The organism is Pseudomonas sp. BN415, assembly GCF_029871195.1.
In the GTDB taxonomy this organism is placed as follows: Bacteria; Pseudomonadota; Gammaproteobacteria; order Pseudomonadales; family Pseudomonadaceae; genus Metapseudomonas; species Metapseudomonas resinovorans.
Map to the genome: position 1 here is coordinate 1 of NZ_SSOK01000025.1, position 15,749 is coordinate 15,749.

Annotated in this window: 13 protein-coding genes; 4 read left to right on the forward strand and 9 right to left on the reverse strand. The window is 64.5% G+C overall.

Annotated elements, in window-relative coordinates; translation table 11 throughout:
• The first annotated feature begins 85 nt into the window (after positions 1-85).
• Positions 86-1,189 (forward strand): IS110 family transposase, encoded by a 1,104-nt coding sequence (locus E8F20_RS06620; protein ID WP_280282091.1) that lies wholly within the window; start codon positions 86-88, stop codon positions 1,187-1,189.
• Positions 1,190-1,480: 291 nt separating this feature from the next.
• On the opposite strand, the gene E8F20_RS06625 is transcribed toward E8F20_RS06620, so the two are convergent.
• From E8F20_RS06625 to E8F20_RS06660, 8 genes are all read right to left on the reverse strand, one after another.
• Positions 1,481-2,581, reverse strand: a complete 1,101-nt coding sequence (locus tag E8F20_RS06625; protein ID WP_280283043.1) for an LLM class flavin-dependent oxidoreductase — start codon at positions 2,579-2,581, stop codon at positions 1,481-1,483.
• A 60-nt stretch (positions 2,582-2,641) separates the two neighbouring features.
• Positions 2,642-5,188 (reverse strand): TonB-dependent receptor plug domain-containing protein, encoded by a 2,547-nt coding sequence (locus E8F20_RS06630; protein ID WP_348529613.1) that lies wholly within the window; start codon positions 5,186-5,188, stop codon positions 2,642-2,644.
• Between the two features lie 710 nt (positions 5,189-5,898).
• The gene (locus tag E8F20_RS06635; protein ID WP_280283045.1) at positions 5,899-6,654 is read right to left on the reverse strand and encodes an ABC transporter ATP-binding protein; all 756 of its coding nucleotides are present in this window, start codon (positions 6,652-6,654) and stop codon (positions 5,899-5,901) included.
• Positions 6,655-6,677: 23 nt separating this feature from the next.
• A complete protein-coding gene (locus tag E8F20_RS06640; RefSeq protein ID WP_280283046.1) occupies positions 6,678-7,415 on the reverse strand; it encodes an ABC transporter permease subunit in 738 nt (245 codons plus the stop codon).
• Entirely contained in the window at positions 7,412-8,173 is a 762-nt protein-coding gene (locus E8F20_RS06645) for an ABC transporter permease (protein WP_280283047.1), read from the reverse strand. The genes E8F20_RS06640 and E8F20_RS06645 overlap by 4 nt, the downstream gene beginning before the upstream one ends.
• The gene (locus E8F20_RS06650; RefSeq protein WP_280283048.1) at positions 8,170-9,261 is read right to left on the reverse strand and encodes an ABC transporter substrate-binding protein; all 1,092 of its coding nucleotides are present in this window, start codon (positions 9,259-9,261) and stop codon (positions 8,170-8,172) included. Before E8F20_RS06650 ends, E8F20_RS06645 begins: the two co-directional genes overlap by 4 nt.
• A gap of 4 nt (positions 9,262-9,265) precedes the next feature.
• Positions 9,266-10,474, reverse strand: a complete 1,209-nt coding sequence (locus tag E8F20_RS06655) for an LLM class flavin-dependent oxidoreductase (protein ID WP_280283049.1) — start codon at positions 10,472-10,474, stop codon at positions 9,266-9,268.
• Positions 10,475-10,647: 173 nt separating this feature from the next.
• Positions 10,648-11,721 (reverse strand): PhnD/SsuA/transferrin family substrate-binding protein, encoded by a 1,074-nt coding sequence (locus tag E8F20_RS06660; RefSeq protein ID WP_280283050.1) that lies wholly within the window; start codon positions 11,719-11,721, stop codon positions 10,648-10,650.
• 319 nt (positions 11,722-12,040) lie between these two features.
• On the opposite strand from E8F20_RS06660, the gene E8F20_RS06665 reads away from it, so the two are divergent.
• The gene (locus E8F20_RS06665) at positions 12,041-13,093 is read left to right on the forward strand and encodes a sigma-54 dependent transcriptional regulator (RefSeq protein WP_280283051.1); all 1,053 of its coding nucleotides are present in this window, start codon (positions 12,041-12,043) and stop codon (positions 13,091-13,093) included.
• 243 nt (positions 13,094-13,336) lie between these two features.
• Here the strand turns inward: E8F20_RS06665 and E8F20_RS06670 are convergent, their stop codons facing one another.
• Entirely contained in the window at positions 13,337-13,870 is a 534-nt protein-coding gene (locus E8F20_RS06670; protein WP_280283052.1) for an Rrf2 family transcriptional regulator, read from the reverse strand.
• Between the two features lie 329 nt (positions 13,871-14,199).
• On the opposite strand from E8F20_RS06670, the gene E8F20_RS06675 reads away from it, so the two are divergent.
• A complete protein-coding gene (locus E8F20_RS06675) occupies positions 14,200-15,402 on the forward strand; it encodes an NAD(P)/FAD-dependent oxidoreductase (RefSeq protein ID WP_280283053.1) in 1,203 nt (400 codons plus the stop codon).
• Between the two features lie 86 nt (positions 15,403-15,488).
• Entirely contained in the window at positions 15,489-15,731 is a 243-nt protein-coding gene (locus E8F20_RS06680; RefSeq protein ID WP_280283054.1) for a hypothetical protein, read from the forward strand.
• Positions 15,732-15,749: the final 18 nt, after the last annotated feature.

The window sequence follows — 15,749 nt, forward strand, 5'->3', positions numbered from 1 at the left end:
GTAATTGGATGGACTCGCCCTCGCCGAGGCGTCGAGCGCGCCACGGTGGCACCCTACGATAACCACCGACAGCGAGGGCAAGGCCATGCAAAAGCGTACGACGAAACCGCAAGCTGCACACCCGGAAACGCTCTCTCTGTGCACGACAGTCGCTGTTGATCTGGCCAAGCAGGTGTTCCAAATCGCCGGCGAAGAGGCGCACGGAGAGCTGGTGTACGAAAAGCGTCTCCAGTCGCGCGAGGCGTTCTCGAGGTTTTTGTACCAGATCGCCAAGGGCGCGACGGTCTTGCTGGAGACCGGGCCGGGCGCACAAGCCTGGGCAAGACAGGTGCAGGCCCTGGGTTGTCAGGTGCGCTTGTTACCCGCACAGCGAGTCGCCGAGCACCGCAGTGGTGCCAAGAACGATCGCAACGATGCGCAGGCGATCTTGCGCGCCGGACGCGATACCACCATCCATGCCGTACCGGTGAAAACCGTGGAGGCCCTGGCCATGCAGGCGGCGCATCGGGTCAGACAGGGCTACCTACGGCGCCGGACGACGCTGGGCAATCAAATCCGGGGGCTGCTGCTCGAGCATGGCCTGGCGATCCCGCAAGGCGCTGCAGCGCTCAGCGACCGCGTGAGCCGGATTCTGGAGGATGCCACGTTGCCGCTGCCAGACCTGCTGCGTGAGCTGATCGCCGATATGCAGGCGGAATGGCAGGCGCTGGAAGGCCGTCTCCTGCTGCTGACCAAACGGCTGGAACAATGTGCACGCGCGGACAAGACCGCCTCGCGACTGATGAGCGTGCGCGGGGTTGGGCCGATCATCGCCACTGCCCTGGTCGCCAAGCAGGTCAAGCCCGCGTGCTTCCCGAATGCACGCCAGTTCGCGGCCTACTTTGGCCTGGTACCCGATCAGCACAGCAGCGGGCAGAAGGTTCGGCTCGGCAAGATGAGCAAACGCGGTGATGGTTATCTGCGCAGCCTGATGGTCGAGGGCGCCCATGCGGTGCTCCGCACGCTCAAGGCTGACTCCGAGGAAGTGGACGACCGTCGGCTGAACCGCTGGATGCAGCGGCACGGACGCAAGGGGGCGGCCATACGTCTGGCCAACCGCAACTTGCGTATCGTCTGGGTGCTGCTGCAGTCGGACGCCCGCTACTGCCGTAATCCCTCTGTCCAACCGGGAGCAACGATAGCCGAATAGATCCCACGAGATCCCGCCACCGAGGCGCTGAGCGCCTCAACCGCTGCTGAGAACATTGACCCCAGGTCAGACCGTCGCGCGATGATGCCTGCCATCCTACTGGCCCCTAAGCCTCTTCGTAATTGGCACGGCGCGAGCTCAGACAATGTTGGCCCGGAGCCCCTTTGCGGCTCCCTTGCTGAGGCCTGATACATAGATGCAACCGGGTTTCTCTGTTCAAAGCGGGTTGACAGTAAAAGGCGAGTCCATACATAGGATGGGGGGAGCGAAGCGATACCCATCGCCGGGCCGTCAGGCAGACGCCTTTTCCGCCCGCTGTAGCTCGCGCCGACGGGCTTCGGCACGCGCCGCCGGAATGATCCAGCGGCCGTAGTCCACGGCGTCGTAGTAGGGGTCGTAACCGCGGTTGAGGAAGGTGGTCACGCCCAGGTCCACGTAATCCAGCAGGGCTTCAGCCACGGTTTCCGGCGTGCCGACCAGGGCGGTGGTGTCGCCGTAGGCGCCGACGGCGGTGGCGGTCGGCATCCACAAGGCGCGGTCGTGGCGGTCTCCAGCGGCGGCTGCGGCGAGCAGACGCTCAGAACCGGTGCCCTTGATTCGCTTGCGCCACGGGCTGCCTTCGGCGAACTGCGGGTTGGCCTGGATCTGAGCGAGGATTTCACCCGCACGTTTCCAGGCCAGTTCTTCTGTAGGGCCAAGTATCAGCCGCACTGACAGACTTACCCGAGGCGATGCCACACCGGCCTGTTGCGCCGCCGCCCGCAGCTTGCCGATCTGCTCTGCCACCCCGGCCAACGGTTCGCCCCACAGCGCGTAGAGATCGGCGTGCCGCACGGCGATCTGGTAGGCAATATCAGACGAGCCGCCGAAGGAAATCGGAATATGTGGCTTCTGCAACGGCTTGACCGGTGAGAAGGCGCCTTTGATCTGGAAGTACTTCCCATGGAAGTCGAAGGGATCTTCGGACGTCCAGGTGCGACGGACGATCTCCAGGTACTCATCCGTGCGCTTGTAGCGTTCGGTCTTGTCCAGCAGCGTGTCGCCTTCCTGGGGTTCGGCGGTGATGCCAGTGATGGCGTGCAGGCGGATGCGCCCGCCGCCAGTGGTGTGATCCAGCGTGGCGAAGGCGCGTGCGGCGACGGTGGGCGAAGTCAGGGCCGGGCGGTGGGCGATCATGAAGCCCAGGCGCTCGGTGTGGGCGGCGACATATGCCGCCAGCTGCAGGCTGTCGGCGCTGCCGGGGCCGCTGGCGATCAGCACCCGATCAAAACCGGCATGCTCGTGGGCACGGGCGTGCTGGCGGAGGAATTCCAGGTCGAAGTCACCCGTGCGCGGGCCCTGGGTTTCGGACCATTGGCGGGGGAAGACCATCCCGACGAATTCGATGGACATTGTTCACTCCTTGAGTGTTGGTGAAGGGCAATGGATGCGCGGGGCTAGCCTCGCGCGGGGTCAGAACTGGTAGTCCACCTGGGCCAGCAGGGTGCGGCCGGGCATTGGCTGGAGGAAGGTGTTGGCGGAGCCGGCGAGGCCGCTGACGAAGTTCAGCTCGTCGGTGAGGTTGAGCACGCGCACGGTCGCGCTCCACTGCGGTTGGCGGTAATAGACCGCCAGGTCGAGGTTGTACTCGTTGGGCACCTTCACGGTCTTCGACAGGTTCAGGTACCAGTCACTGGTCCACCAACCTGACAATTCGGCACCGAAGCCCGAGTCGAAGCTGTAGTCGAGGTAGCCGCTGACGCTGTACTCGGGAATCTGCACAGCATCGAAGCGGCCCGAGGGACGCAGGTTCAGGCTGTTGTTGTCACCAAATACCGTGCCGTTGTCCGGGATGAAACCGGCGGAGGCAAAGCCGGCCTGGGAGACGAACTCGTTGTAGGCGGTGAGGCGCGTGAGGTTCAGGCCGCTGCGCAGGTTGGCGTTGGGCTGGTAGCGCAGGCTGGATTCCACGCCCTTGATGATCAGGCGGGCCATGTTGTTGTTGCTGTCCGGCGCCTGGTCGCGCTCCTGGCGGAAGGCGGCAAGGGTAAAGAACAGCTGGTCCGGCAGGGGTTCGAGCTTCAGGCCCACTTCGTGGAGAACGCTGAGGCTCTTGAAAGACAGCGGGTTGAGCAAGTTGGCGCCGGCGCCCGTGCCCCAGCCGATGCCGTTGGAGAAGAAGCCGGTGTTGACTGCAAGGGAGCGGTCGAAGGTGTAGTACAGCGTGCTGTACTCGGTCGGCTTGAACCAGGGGCTGACCTGCACAGAGAACAGTTTGTAGCTATCGCTGTCCTGGCGCTCGGTGCCGGGGCGCAGGACGAAGGGGTTCTCGATCTGGGCGTCGATCCAGCTGCGGCTGGCACCCAGGTTCAGGCCGAAGCGCTCAGCGAAACGCAGGTTGTGCTGGGTGAAGAAGGTCTTGGTGCTCCAGGTTCCCTCCGCGGTATAGGGCGCGATGGATTCGGCGTAGAGGTGATGGCCCGCCGGGAACATCGGCGCCAGGTTTAGCCAGCCGTAAAGGTCGGAGAATTGCGCAACGCCGGGCTGGCCGATCCAGGCGCCATTGCCGCCAGCGGGGTTGAGGTTGTTCAGGCTGAGCAGGTCGCCAGGGTTCTTGGTGGACGGGTCCTGGGTCAGGTCGTAGGCATGGATGGTGGAACCGAAGCTGTTGTTTGCGGCGATGGAGCGGTTGTATTCGTGACGGTAGATCAGCCCGGTATTGCTGTCGTCACGCACCTTGAGACCGAAGATTTCGCCTTCGTTGCCGGAGCGGAATTCGAAGCGGTTTTCGAAGATTTCATCTTTGGCCTGGACCTGGAACGCGCCCACGGCGTCGGTGGTGTCGTCGGAGTCCTGGTAGTAGGTGCTGTTGGCCAGGGTGATGTCCGGGCTCAGGTCCCATTCGCCGCGCAACTGGGTGGCGAATCGGCGTGAGGTGTTCTTGTCTTCGGCGCGCTGGGAAACCTGCGGGTCCAGGTCGACCAGGCCGTTGCCGGCCAGATTCGGGTCATAGACCCAGCCGCGCAGGCTGCCGGGTCGGGCCTGGGTGTTGGGCGAGGCCGTCCGGAAGCTGCCGTTGACTACGCCGAACTGGCCCTGGGCGTTGCGTTGGCGCTGTACCCAGCCGAGCACGGAGGCATCGGCGGCACCGGAGGAAAGCACCGGAGACCAGAAGGTACTGCCGTTCTGGAAGATCGGTGTGGCGCGGCCGGCGTAATACTTGCCGCTGTCGGCCAGGTCCTGGGTCGGACGGTTCCAGCCGTGGGTGATGTTCCAGTCGTAGTAGTCGTCGTAGCTGGCGTTCCAGTCGACGCGGGCGCTGTCACCGCGCCAGGCGAAGGCGCCGTAAAAGGCGTCGAAGTTGTTTTCGACGTTGTCGTAGAAGGTTTCCTGGCGCTGGCGGGTGATGCTGAGCCGGTAGGCCAGCGCCTCGTTGATCGGGCCGGTGTTGTCCACCGTGAAGCGGGTCGAGTCGCGGGACTCGCCGTCGGGAATCCAGCTGCCCACTTCGCCGCTGAGACGGGTCTTGAAGCCGTCGAAGCTCGGCTTCTTGCTCAGGTAGTTGATGTAGCCGCCGCTGCCGCTGACCGAGCCGTAGACCACGGAGGAGGGGCCGGCGACGATGTCCGCCCCCTCGTAGGCGTTGAAGTTGGCGGGGTGGCGAACGCTGTAGGCGCGCTGGCCGTCCTGGAAGATCTCCGAGTTCTGGGCGCGGAATTGTGGGGCGATACCGGCGTTCTGGCCACCGCCACGGGTGATGCCGGGCGCGTACTTGACCAGGTCGTCGGAGGTGCGGATCGGGTCGTTGGCCAATTGCTCGGCATTGATCTGGTTGACCGAGCGCGGTGTGTCCAGCACCTCTACCTGGCTGCCACCATAGACCGAGGCCACTGGGCGTGCCGGGATCACTGAGGTGTCCGTGTCCAGCTTGCTGCCCTGCACTGTGACCACGCCGAGACGGGTTTCTGCAGCCGGGGGCTTCTGGGTGTTCTTCGCCGTGGGTTTCGTCTCTTCGGCCATGGCAGCTGAGCTGATCAGCGCGAGGATGGCCAGTGACAGCCTGGACGGACGCCAACCTGCTCGTGCGGGCTGGACGGGGAAAGCGGCGTTAGACATGAACTTAAGTTCTCCGAAAGTGGTTTTTCCAGGGCGAGCCGGACCGCACCCGCAGGGCGGCCGTTCAGGTTCGAGTGCATTCACGCGGTAGGAAGGAGTTGTCTCTTCACGCAGGCGGGAGTTGTCTCTTGAATCGCCCTTGGGTGTTTCCCGAGAGAGTTCGCGTTGCCTCTTTCAACTGTTGCCTGGGCGGTTTTGTGCCCAGGTCGAATGGGTAACTGCAGGGTCCATGCCATGTGCGGAACAGTGGTTCTCAGCGGAAAAACGGGGGTATTGAGGGCTCGTTGCTGGTGGGGTTGCTGGAACGGTGCTGGGAACGCGGCAGGGAGTGCTGACTACGTGTTGCGGATACAGCAACACCCCTGCTGCGGCATGAGCCCGGACCGTAGCTTGGGCAGAGCACAGCGAAGCCCAACGTTGCACGGGATCGGTACGGGACAGGCCTTGTAGGAGCGAGCTTGCTCGCTCCTACACAAAGCCTTCGCCAGGCGGAAGCCTTGCCGCGAGGGTGGAGGCGGCGCGGGAGCTGCTGGAATGCCGCAGGAATCTTTGAGGGCAACCGACCTGTAGGAGCGAGCTTGCTCGCGAACAGTCCGAGCACCAGTGGAAAGGAATCAGGCATGGTCGGCCAGCAGCCCGAGGATGTGGCGGTGCTGCTGTGCCAGACGTGCGTCATGGCGTTCGCGGGGGCGTGGGGCGTCGACGTCGAGCACCTCGCGAATGCGGCCGGGACGCGAGTCGAGCACCACGACACGGTCGCCCAGGTAGAGCGCTTCGTCGATGTCGTGGGTGACCAGGATCAGCGTCGCACCGGTCCGTTTCCAGATGCCCAGCAGCTCTTCTTGCAGGCGCTGTCGGGTCAGGGCGTCAAGGGCGCCGAAGGGCTCGTCCAGCAGCAGTACCTGGGGCTCGGCCACCAGTGCCCGGGCAATGGCGGCGCGTTGTGCCATGCCCCCGGAGAGCTGCTCCGGCCGGGCCTGCTCGAAGCCCTGCAGGCCTACCAGTTGCAGGTAATGCCGGACCCGGGCGCGTTTCTCCCTTTCCTCCAGCGGGCTGCGATGCAGGGCGAGTTGCACATTCTCTTCGACGCTCAGCCAGGGGAAGAGACGGTGGTCCTGGAACACGATGCCGCGATCCACGCCGGGCCCTTGCACCGGATACCCGCCGACCCGGACTTCGCCCTGGTCCGCCTGCTCCAGCCCCAGCACCAGGCGCAGCAGGGTGGACTTGCCGCAACCGCTGGCGCCCACCAGGCAGAGAAACTCGCCGGGGCGGGCATCGAGGGAAAGGTCCCGCAGTACTTCGAGGCGCTGACCGGGTAACTGGAAGTGTTTGCTGACCCCGTTCAGGGCCACATTGGCGGCGCTCATGACGTCCTCCTGGAGATTGGTGTTCAGTACCCACGCAGCCAGCGCCGGAGCCGCTGCTCCGCCTGGCGCAGGGCGAAATCGGAGAGCACCGCGAAAGTGCCGATCAGGGCGGTGCCGAGCAGGACCAGGTCAAAACGGCCGACCTCGCGTTGGCCCCAGATGAAGCCACCCAGGCCGGCGGCACTGGCGCCCATGAGGATTTCGGAGCCGATGGTGGCGCTCCAGGCCACGGCCAGGGCAATACGCAGGCCGCCCAGCCAGGCCGGCAGGATGGCGGGTAGCAACAAGACGCGCAGGCGCTTGCCCCAGCCGAGCTGGTAGACCCGTGCCACTTCATCCAGGCGCGGTGGCACGGCGCGCACCCCCTGGTAAGCGGCGATGGTCATGGTGTAGCTGACGGCCAGGCCGATGAAGATCACCTTGGAAGTTTCACCGAAACCGGCCCAGAGCCCCAACAGGGCGATCCAGCCGAACAGCGGCATCTGCCGCAGCGGGTGGACGAGCGAGCCCAGCAAACGATCCAGCAGCGGCCAGGTGGCCATCAGCGCGCCAAGCAGGCTGCCGCTGAGCAGCCCCAGGGCGAGTCCTGCCAGCAGGCGCCCGAGGCTGCCAAGGCTGGCTTGCGTGAGCCGCTGGCCCAGTTCCAGCCACTGGCTGTCGGGCAGTATGGCCGGGCCACGCCAACTGAGCAGTGCCAGGGTGGCGCAGGCGAGCACGGCGCCGACGGCGACGCGGCGCAAGGGATAGTCGAGGCTGCTCATGGTCGGGCTCCGGGCAGGCGGTCATGCAGCCACAGCAGGAAACGGTCACTCAGGAAACCGAGCGCGCCGGTGGCGAGCATGGCGGCCAGGACCACATCCATCTGGAAGTAGATCCGGCCACTGTTCATCAGGTAACCCAGGCCGCTGCTGGAGGCGAACAGCTCGCCGAAGATGGCGGCGATCCAGGCTTTCGAAAGGCCGATTCGCAAGCCGGCCAGCAAAGCGGGAAGAGCCCCGGGCAGGATCACTTTGCGATAGCGCAGGGCCGGCGGTAGCGCGAGTGCGGCAGCGGCCTCCAGCAGGCGCGGAGACAGGCCGAGAATGCCCTCGCGGGTTTTCACCGCGACGGGGAAATAACAGGCGAAGGCAATCAGGAAGACCTTGTAGGCCTCGTCTATGCCCAAGAGGAAGATGATCATCGGCGTCCAGGCAATGGCCGGAACCTGGGCCAGCAGGTTGATGACCAGGCCCAGGTTACGGTCCAGCCCAGGAGATAGCGCAAGCACCACACCGGTGGCGATGCCTACCAGGCTACCGGCGAGGAAACCGGCGACGACCCGCGCCAGGGTGGTGCCTGCCGCCTCCACCAGCTCGCCGCTGCCGAGCATCAGCCAGAGGGTTTCGAGCACTTGCGCCGGCGGCACCAGCAGGGTTGCCGGTGCCAGCTCATTGGCCGCGACCCAGTACCACAGGCCCAGCAACAGCAGCGGGGCGGCAAGCGTCACCGGTAGCCGAAGCAGCGGATGGACCAGGGTCATTGCCGGGCAACCTGGGGCAGCGGGTTACCGTCGCGGTCGTACTCCGGCCAGTGCCCTTCCAGCTGCAGTTCACGCAGGGCAGCATCGACGAAGCTGCGGTCCACCCAGGCGTCGATGTCCACCGGGCGACGGATCAGGTGGTTCTCCAGCATGTAGTTGGCGACTTCCCGGTAGTGGGCCAGCAGGAACGGGTCGGGGATAGGCGAGAAGCGGAACAGGAAGTCGCTGTCGCGGTATTCCTTCCATTGCTGCTCGACGCTGTAGCCCTGGGGTACCCAGGTCTGGAACAGCTCATCGCCGTTCTTCGGATCGCTGGCCCAGGCGCTGACGCGGATCACCGCCTTGAGGAAACGCTTCACGGCGGTCGGGTACTTCCGCGCGAAGTCCTCGGCGACGAAGAAGTCGGCCGCAAACTGCCAGTCCCTGGGCGCTTCGCGGGTTGACCAGAGGATGCGCCCACGGCCATCGGCAGCCAGGTTGGCGCCATACACGCCGGGTGCGTAGAGGGCGTCGATGCGGCCCTGCTCGAGCGCGGTACGAGAGTCCACCAGGCTCAGGTTGAGGACCTTGAAGTCCGCCTGGGTGAACCCCTTGCTGCGCAGCAGGCGGTCGAAGCCGTATTCCCAGGGCTGGCCCTTCATGATGGCGATGCGTTTGCCCTTGAGCTCGGCCAGGTCGTGTGCGGAGGAATCGGCCTTCACCACCAGGTAGGCGTTGTTGCCCCGGAACCCGCCACCGACGAAACGCGTCTTGAGGCCGGCGGCACGGCCGAAGATGGCTGGGAATTCGCCGGCATAGCCGATATCCACGGCACCGCTGGCCAGGGCTTCATTGCTGGCCACGCCGCCACCCAGCGGATGCAGCCATTCGATGCGCACGCCGTCTGCGGCGAACTCCTGCTCCACGGCCTGTCGTGCGGCGGTCAGACCGGAATTGGCGCCGGAGAGCTTGGGCGTCAGTGGCGAGCCGGCGCCGGTGGAAATGCGGATTACCTGCGGGAGCGGCTCGGCCATGCCGAGCATGGGCAGCATGGACAGGAGCACGGTCAGGGCGAGGCTGAAATCCAGCAGACGGCGATGCGTATCCATGGCGTCAGGCTCCGGCGGGACCGTTCACGGAACGCAGTTCTGGCAGGCTGTCGTGGCTGCGGACCAGTTCGGCACGTTCGCTGCGAAAGTGCGGCAGGACGTGCTCGCCCAGGCGATAGGCTTCCTCCAGATGTGGGTAGCCGGCGAGGAAGAACAGGTCGATGCCGGCCGCGTTGTATTCGCGGATGCGCGCGACCACGTTGTCGTAGCTACCCACCAGGGCGCAGCCTGGTGGGATGCCGATGTAGCCAAAACCGGCCCAGACGTTGGGGTAGATGAAGAAGTCGTCGTAGCCCTGGGTTTCATGCTTCTCGGCGTAGCCGTGCTCGTAGCTCAGCTTGCGCGCGGTGCGCAGGCCAGCGTGGGCAGCGACGGCCTTGACCGCACCCTTGGCGATGCCTTCGTCGAAGAAGCGCTTGGCTTCGGCGCGGGCTTCTTCCTCGGTTTCACGGGTGATCACGTCGATGGACATGCCGAAGCGGATATCGCTGCGGCCGTACTTGAGAGCGCGCTCGCGCACATCGGCGATCAACGCTCGGACCTCGTCGGGATGCTCGGCGCGCATCAGGTAGTAATCGGCGTGCTTGGCGGCGAACTCGCGGGCCGGAATCGAGGAGCCGGCGGTGCAGATCAGCGGCAGCTCGGCCTTCTTCAGCGGACCCCGCAGGCCACCGCCTTCAGCGCGGTAGTACTTGCCTTCGTAGTGGAAGTTCTCGTTGTGCCAGTAACCCTTGACCACATCGAGGAACTCGATGGCGCGGTCATAGCGTTCGTCGTGGCTGCTGAAGTCGCCGACCTGGCGCTGGATGACATCGGAACCGCCGTTGATGATGTTCCACACCAGGCGGTTGCCGGTGGCGCGCTGGTAGGTGGCGGCCTGCTGGGCGGCGACCCAGGGCGTGTAGTGATAGGGCTGGAAGGCGGTGACGAACTTGAGGGTGCGGGTTTCCCGTGCGAGCAGGGAGCAGACGGTCCAGGGTTCCTCGCCTGTCGGCGCATTGACCATCAGGGCGCCACCGAAGCCGTTGATTTCCGCGGCCCGGGCGATCTGGCCCAGGTAGTCGATGTAGGTAAAGTGGTCGCCGACGCGGAAGTTGGAGACGGCACCGGTGCCGTGCTCGCCACGGTTCCAGTCGCCGCGGTTGCGCGGGTCGCCGGGCAGGTACTGGGTTTCGCCATGCAGGGGCAGGCGGGTGAAGAATTCAATACTCATGGGGGCCTCGTCAGGAAGCGGTTTATTCGGTCGATTAGGCTTGAGCAGGTTTCGCGCCACTTCGATGCAAGCTTTGCAGGGCGTGGGTTGCGAGCGGTTTGCGGTTCGCCCGTGCTGGAGTGGCAGCAACCCCTTGCTGCTGGCGCAGCAGTGCGCCAGCAGCGTTCGGCCTGTTAGTGGCTGGCGGTGACCTGGTTGCTCAGGGCGGGCCAGTAGTTTTCAAGCTTGAGGTCGAGAATCGCCTGGTTGGTGAAACGGGTGGCGAAGGACTGGGTGATGTCGAAGTCCTGGCGGATCAGCCTGTTGTCCAGGGCGTACTGGGTGAGGGCGCGGTAGTGGGCCTTGAGTTGCGCGTCGCTCTTGGGTGCCCAGCGATCCTTCCAGGCCACCGGGTCGTTCTGGTCATCGCGGCGCAGCACGCTTTCCGGCGTGCCGGCGCGGGAGGAAAGCTGGTAGTAGGCGTCCTTGTTCTGTTCCTGGGAAATCCACCAGGCTGCCTTGACCCAGGCGGTTGCGAGGAGCTGGGTGATCTCGGGGTAGCGCTGGATGAAGTCATCGGTGCCCCACAGGTCGGAGATCAGGCGCCAGCTGTTATCGCCCTGCTTGGTGGACCAGATGATCCGGCCGACACCCTTGTCTTCCAGCAGGTACGACTCGCTGAGCAACACGGCGGCATCCACCTTGCCGGCCGACACCGCTGCGGCGCCGACTTGCGGGTTGAGGTTGGCGACCTTGAAGTCGCTGAGCTTGAGGTCCTTGCTCGCCAGGTAGTTGCTGAAGGCGAACTCCCACGGGCGTCCGCGATGCAGCGCCAGGCGCTTGCCTTTAAGGTCGTCGATGCTCTGGGTGGTGGAGGAGGCGGGCACCACCAGGTAGACGTTGTTGCCGCTGCCGCCAGGGACGATGAGTTTGCCCGGTACGCCACCTGCGCCGCCGATGACCGAGGGCAGGTCGCCACGCACGGCGAAGTCGATGCTGTTGTTGGTGAAGCCTTCGTTGATCTGCGGACCGGCGCCTGCATGGGGCAGGGCGATCCAGTCGAGCTTCACGCCCTTGGCCGCCAGTTCCTTCTCTAGCCAGCCGTCTTCGATCACGCGTCCCGGGATACCACCGAACACCGGCTTGCCGCCCTGGGTGTAGGCGACGATGGCGATTTTCACGGAGGCCGGCACCTCGGCCGCGAGGGCCTGGCCGACGGCGAACACTGCGGCGAGCGCTGCCAGTCCGGCGCGCCATGGATTCTTCATGGGAGTTCTCCTTTCCAGTTCCTGCCAGTTGGTCCGGCATTTGCGGTGGAAAGGAGCGAAATGCATGCCAGCAGCCTGGCAGCGACTTCGGAACCCAGGTGCGACGCGGCCTGCAGTCTTGAGGGGGCTTCTGCTTTCGGTGTTTCGCGAGTGCTGGGATTTCAGCAGTGGTGCTGGAAGGTTGCTTCCGGATCAGCAATTGGTGCCGGGAAAATTTCATATATTCCATTTAGAACTTAATAAATATTTATTAATTCCTTAAGTATCTAAAAGGCTTGATGCAAGATGCCCGGGCGCATCAGAAAGCAAGGAATTCGAGATGTCACTGCTCACTCACCCCCATGCCCGTGAACTGACCAAGTCGGTCCGTGCGACCGTGCTGGTCTTCAAGGACCCGCGCTCGCAGGAATTGCTCAGTCGGATCGAGCGGGTGGCGCCCAGCGAGGCCAATGCGCTGATCATAGGCGAGACCGGAACTGGCAAGGAACTGGTCGCCCGCCATATCCACCACCTCAGCCGACGTAGCAAAGATCCCTTTGTCGCGGTGAACTGCGGCGCCTTCCCCGAAACCCTGGTGGAAAGCGAACTGTTCGGCCATGAGAAGGGCGCCTTTACCGGCGCCACGTCAAACAAGGCCGGCTGGTTCGAGGCGGCCAACGGCGGCACGCTGTTCCTCGACGAGATCGGCGACCTTCCGCTGGCCATGCAGGTGAAATTGCTGCGGGTGCTGCAGGAGCGCGAAGTGGTGCGCCTGGGCTCGCGCACCCCAGTGCCCATCAACGTGCGGGTCATCGCAGCGACCAACGTCAATCTGGCCGATGCCGTGGTGGCCGGGCATTTTCGCGAGGATCTGTTCTATCGCCTGCACGTGGCGACGCTGCGCTTGCCGCCGCTGCGGGAGCGGCCGGGCGATATCCTGCCCCTGGCAGAATTCTTTATCCAGGAACACTGCCAGCGCCTGGGCTACAACCGCGCCACCCTTAGCCTTGACGCCGAGCGCGTGCTGCTCGGCCACAGCTGGCCGGGTAACATCCGCGAACTGGAAAATGCCATTCATCACGCGCTGCTGGTATGCCGCAACGAGGTGGTACAGCCCAACGACCTGCACCTTGTCGACATGCGCACCCAGGCGATCCGTCATGAGGAACGGCTCCCCAGCCTGCCTCTCGCGCACAATCCGGCAGATCTGGATGCGGTGCTCAATCAGCTGTTCGAGAAGAACATCCCGAATCTCTACGAGCACATCGAAGAAACCATCTTCCGTTCGGCCTATCGCTTCTGTCATGGCAACCAGCTGCAGACCGGTAGGCTCCTCGGCATCAGCCGCAATATCGTGAGGGCGCGGCTGGAGAAGATCGGCGAACTGGGCTGAACCCCCAGCTGCAGGGAGAGGGCGAATTCATTAGGCAAGGGCGGCCAAGCTGCCCCGCAGGGCTCTAAAGGCGAACCTGCGGACCGCCTGGCGATTAAAGCACCCCACCGGTAACGCGCCCTGGCTAGGGCCAGCGGTAGGTTGGTCTTCGCGAAGCGAAGCCCAATGGTGCGGTGTTCTGCTTCTGCTTTTCCAGTGGGGATGAATTCATTCGCCCCCACTGAAGTAATTTCTGCCGGGGCCTTAGAGCGGACCGACTTCCACCTTGCCGTCGTGGCGCTCGTTCATCCAGCGCAGTACTTGCTCGCCGAACTCGGGCGGGGCCTTGCGAGCGACGCGGCGCACCAGGTCCAGTACGGTCTGCTGGGCCAAGGCTTCTTCCATGCGTTTCTGCGCCTGCAGCATCACCGCGTGAATGGAGCAGGGGTCGGCAACCGCCCAGTTCGGTGCCGGGCAGTCACTCCCGAAGATCGCGCAACGCTCGCGCACGCCCCGGCACTCGAAAATCTGCTTGTCGCCATCGATGGCGCGGACGATGTCCAGCACTGTGATCTCGTCGGCCGGTCGCGCCAGGCGGAAACCGCCGCGCACGCCTTCGGTAGCAGCCACCAGGCCGGCCTTGGCCAGGCGGGTGAATACCTTGGCCAGCAATTCCGGGGGCACGCCCTGCAGTTCGGCCAGGGCACGCACGCTCGCTTCGCGGCCGTTGCCTTTCTCGTCTGCCAGATAGAGGAGGCAGTGAATGCCGTACTCCACGCCCGCGCTATACAACGCCATTTTTAACTCCGACTATATCTATCGCCTTTAATAGGGCGGCTTTTCGCACATACCGCAATGCTTGGCGCCCTGCAGGGAGGCTTCAGGATTACGCCGATGCCTCTAATACTAAGCTATGCATGGCGAGCTACCCAGATTTGCTGCGGCTTGAAGGTGATGATGGCGACGAGTGGTGCAGCGAGCAAGAAAAAACGCTTGCCGAAATTAACTACGACTAATAAGGTCGTAGTTAGCCGGTGTGGTTCGGGGCGATGACCTCACAGCCCGGCATGAAGATGTCGGGCGCATCAGCCCGGGAAAACCTGACTTTTCGCCTTCTGGAGATACATATGAAACAACGCATTCTGATCGTCGGCGCCGGCTTCGGCGGTATGTGGAGCGCCCTGAGCGCAACCCGCCTGCTGGACCAGCACGGCCGCGATGACGTCGAAGTGGTCGTGCTCGCACCCCAGGCCGAACTGCGCGTCCGTCCGCGCTTCTACGAGCCTGACGTGCACAAGATGGTGGCGCCGTTGGGCGAGCTGTTCGACGCGGTGGGCGTGACCTTCGTCCAGGGCTTTGCCGAGCGCATCGACACCGAGGGCAAGCGTGTCGGTTATCGCACCACTGCTGGGCAGTTCGCTGAGCTGGGCTATGACCGTCTGGTCCTGGCTACCGGCAGCCAGGTGGTACGTCCGGCGCTGGCTGGTGTCGAACACGCTTTCGACGTCGACCAGCTTGAAGAAGCCGTGCGCCTGGAGCGTCATATCCAGTCCCTGGCGAAGCTTCCGGCTTCGGTCAGTCGCAATACCGTGGTCGTGGCCGGTGGTGGCTTCACCGGTATCGAAACCGCGGCCGAAATGCCGGCGCGCTTGCGTGCGGCATTGGGTGAGGACGCCGAAGTGCGTGTGATAGTTGTTGACCGTGGCAGCGAAATCGGTGCCGCGCTGGGTGATGGCCCTCGTGGCGCGATCATCGAAGCCTCCGAGCAACTCGGTGTGGAGTGGCGTCTGAACAGCGCAGTGGCCTCGGTGGACGCCGGTGGCGTAACGCTGGCCAGTGGTGAGCGCATCGAGGCGGCTACCGTGGTGTGGACCGTGGGCGTACGCGCCAGCTCGTTGACCGAGCAGGTTGCCGCCGAGCGCGATGGCCAGGGCCGTCTGCACGTCGACGCGAACCTGCAGGTGCCAGGGCAGGAGGGTCTGTTCGCCACTGGTGACGTGGCTCGCGCCGCTTGCGATGACCAGGGCAACTACGCACTCATGTCCTGCCAGCACGCCATCGCCCTGGGCCGCTCGGCAGGCAACAACGTGGCCGCAAGCCTGCTGGGGGTGGCGCCGATCCCCTATAGCCAGCCCAAGTACGTCACCTGCCTGGACCTGGGCGCCTGGGGTGCGGTGTTCACCGAGGGCTGGGACCGCCAGATCAAGTTCGAGAAGGCCGAAGGCAAGTCCATCAAGCAGCAGATCAACAGCGTGTGGATCTATCCGCCAGCTGCTGAGCGCGCTGCCGCACTGGCTGCCGCCGACCCGTTGATCCCGGTTGTGGCCTGATACCCGCAAGTCCGATCCAACTGCCTGTGCCGCGCCGTCTCTCGACGGCGCGGCATCAGATTCTCCTTTTTCTCGCGGAGGTTGCCATGGGCCTGACGGTGATGATCACGACCCGACCACTGGCCGCAGCACCAATCGAACAACTGCTCGCACGCTGGCTATCGCAGGATTGCTGGACCCTGAAAGCCCGTTCGCCAGACGGGCGCTGCTGGCAACTGCAATTGGCGACGGGGGCATGCACCGCGGCGGCGGAGCGAATGTTCGACGCAATAATGATGAGCGATTGGTTGGTGGCACTGGATTTCGACGCGGCGGAGATCGTCGCCTGACCGGCTACCGCAACACGA

Bases quoted from the DNA above. Each gene is read 5' to 3' on its own strand.
- E8F20_RS06620 (WP_280282091.1), top strand. From the start codon at position 86: ATGCAAAAGCGTACGACGAAACCGCAAGCTGCACACCCGGAAACGCTC.
- E8F20_RS06625 (WP_280283043.1), bottom strand. From the start codon at position 2,581: ATGTCCATCGAATTCGTCGGGATGGTCTTCCCCCGCCAATGGTCCGAA.
- E8F20_RS06630 (WP_348529613.1), bottom strand. From the start codon at position 5,188: ATGGCCGAAGAGACGAAACCCACGGCGAAGAACACCCAGAAGCCCCCG.
- E8F20_RS06635 (WP_280283045.1), bottom strand. From the start codon at position 6,654: ATGAGCGCCGCCAATGTGGCCCTGAACGGGGTCAGCAAACACTTCCAG.
- E8F20_RS06640 (WP_280283046.1), bottom strand. From the start codon at position 7,415: ATGAGCAGCCTCGACTATCCCTTGCGCCGCGTCGCCGTCGGCGCCGTG.
- E8F20_RS06645 (WP_280283047.1), bottom strand. From the start codon at position 8,173: ATGACCCTGGTCCATCCGCTGCTTCGGCTACCGGTGACGCTTGCCGCC.
- E8F20_RS06650 (WP_280283048.1), bottom strand. From the start codon at position 9,261: ATGGATACGCATCGCCGTCTGCTGGATTTCAGCCTCGCCCTGACCGTG.
- E8F20_RS06655 (WP_280283049.1), bottom strand. From the start codon at position 10,474: ATGAGTATTGAATTCTTCACCCGCCTGCCCCTGCATGGCGAAACCCAG.
- E8F20_RS06660 (WP_280283050.1), bottom strand. From the start codon at position 11,721: ATGAAGAATCCATGGCGCGCCGGACTGGCAGCGCTCGCCGCAGTGTTC.
- E8F20_RS06665 (WP_280283051.1), top strand. From the start codon at position 12,041: ATGTCACTGCTCACTCACCCCCATGCCCGTGAACTGACCAAGTCGGTC.
- E8F20_RS06670 (WP_280283052.1), bottom strand. From the start codon at position 13,870: ATGGCGTTGTATAGCGCGGGCGTGGAGTACGGCATTCACTGCCTCCTC.
- E8F20_RS06675 (WP_280283053.1), top strand. From the start codon at position 14,200: ATGAAACAACGCATTCTGATCGTCGGCGCCGGCTTCGGCGGTATGTGG.
- E8F20_RS06680 (WP_280283054.1), top strand. From the start codon at position 15,489: ATGGGCCTGACGGTGATGATCACGACCCGACCACTGGCCGCAGCACCA.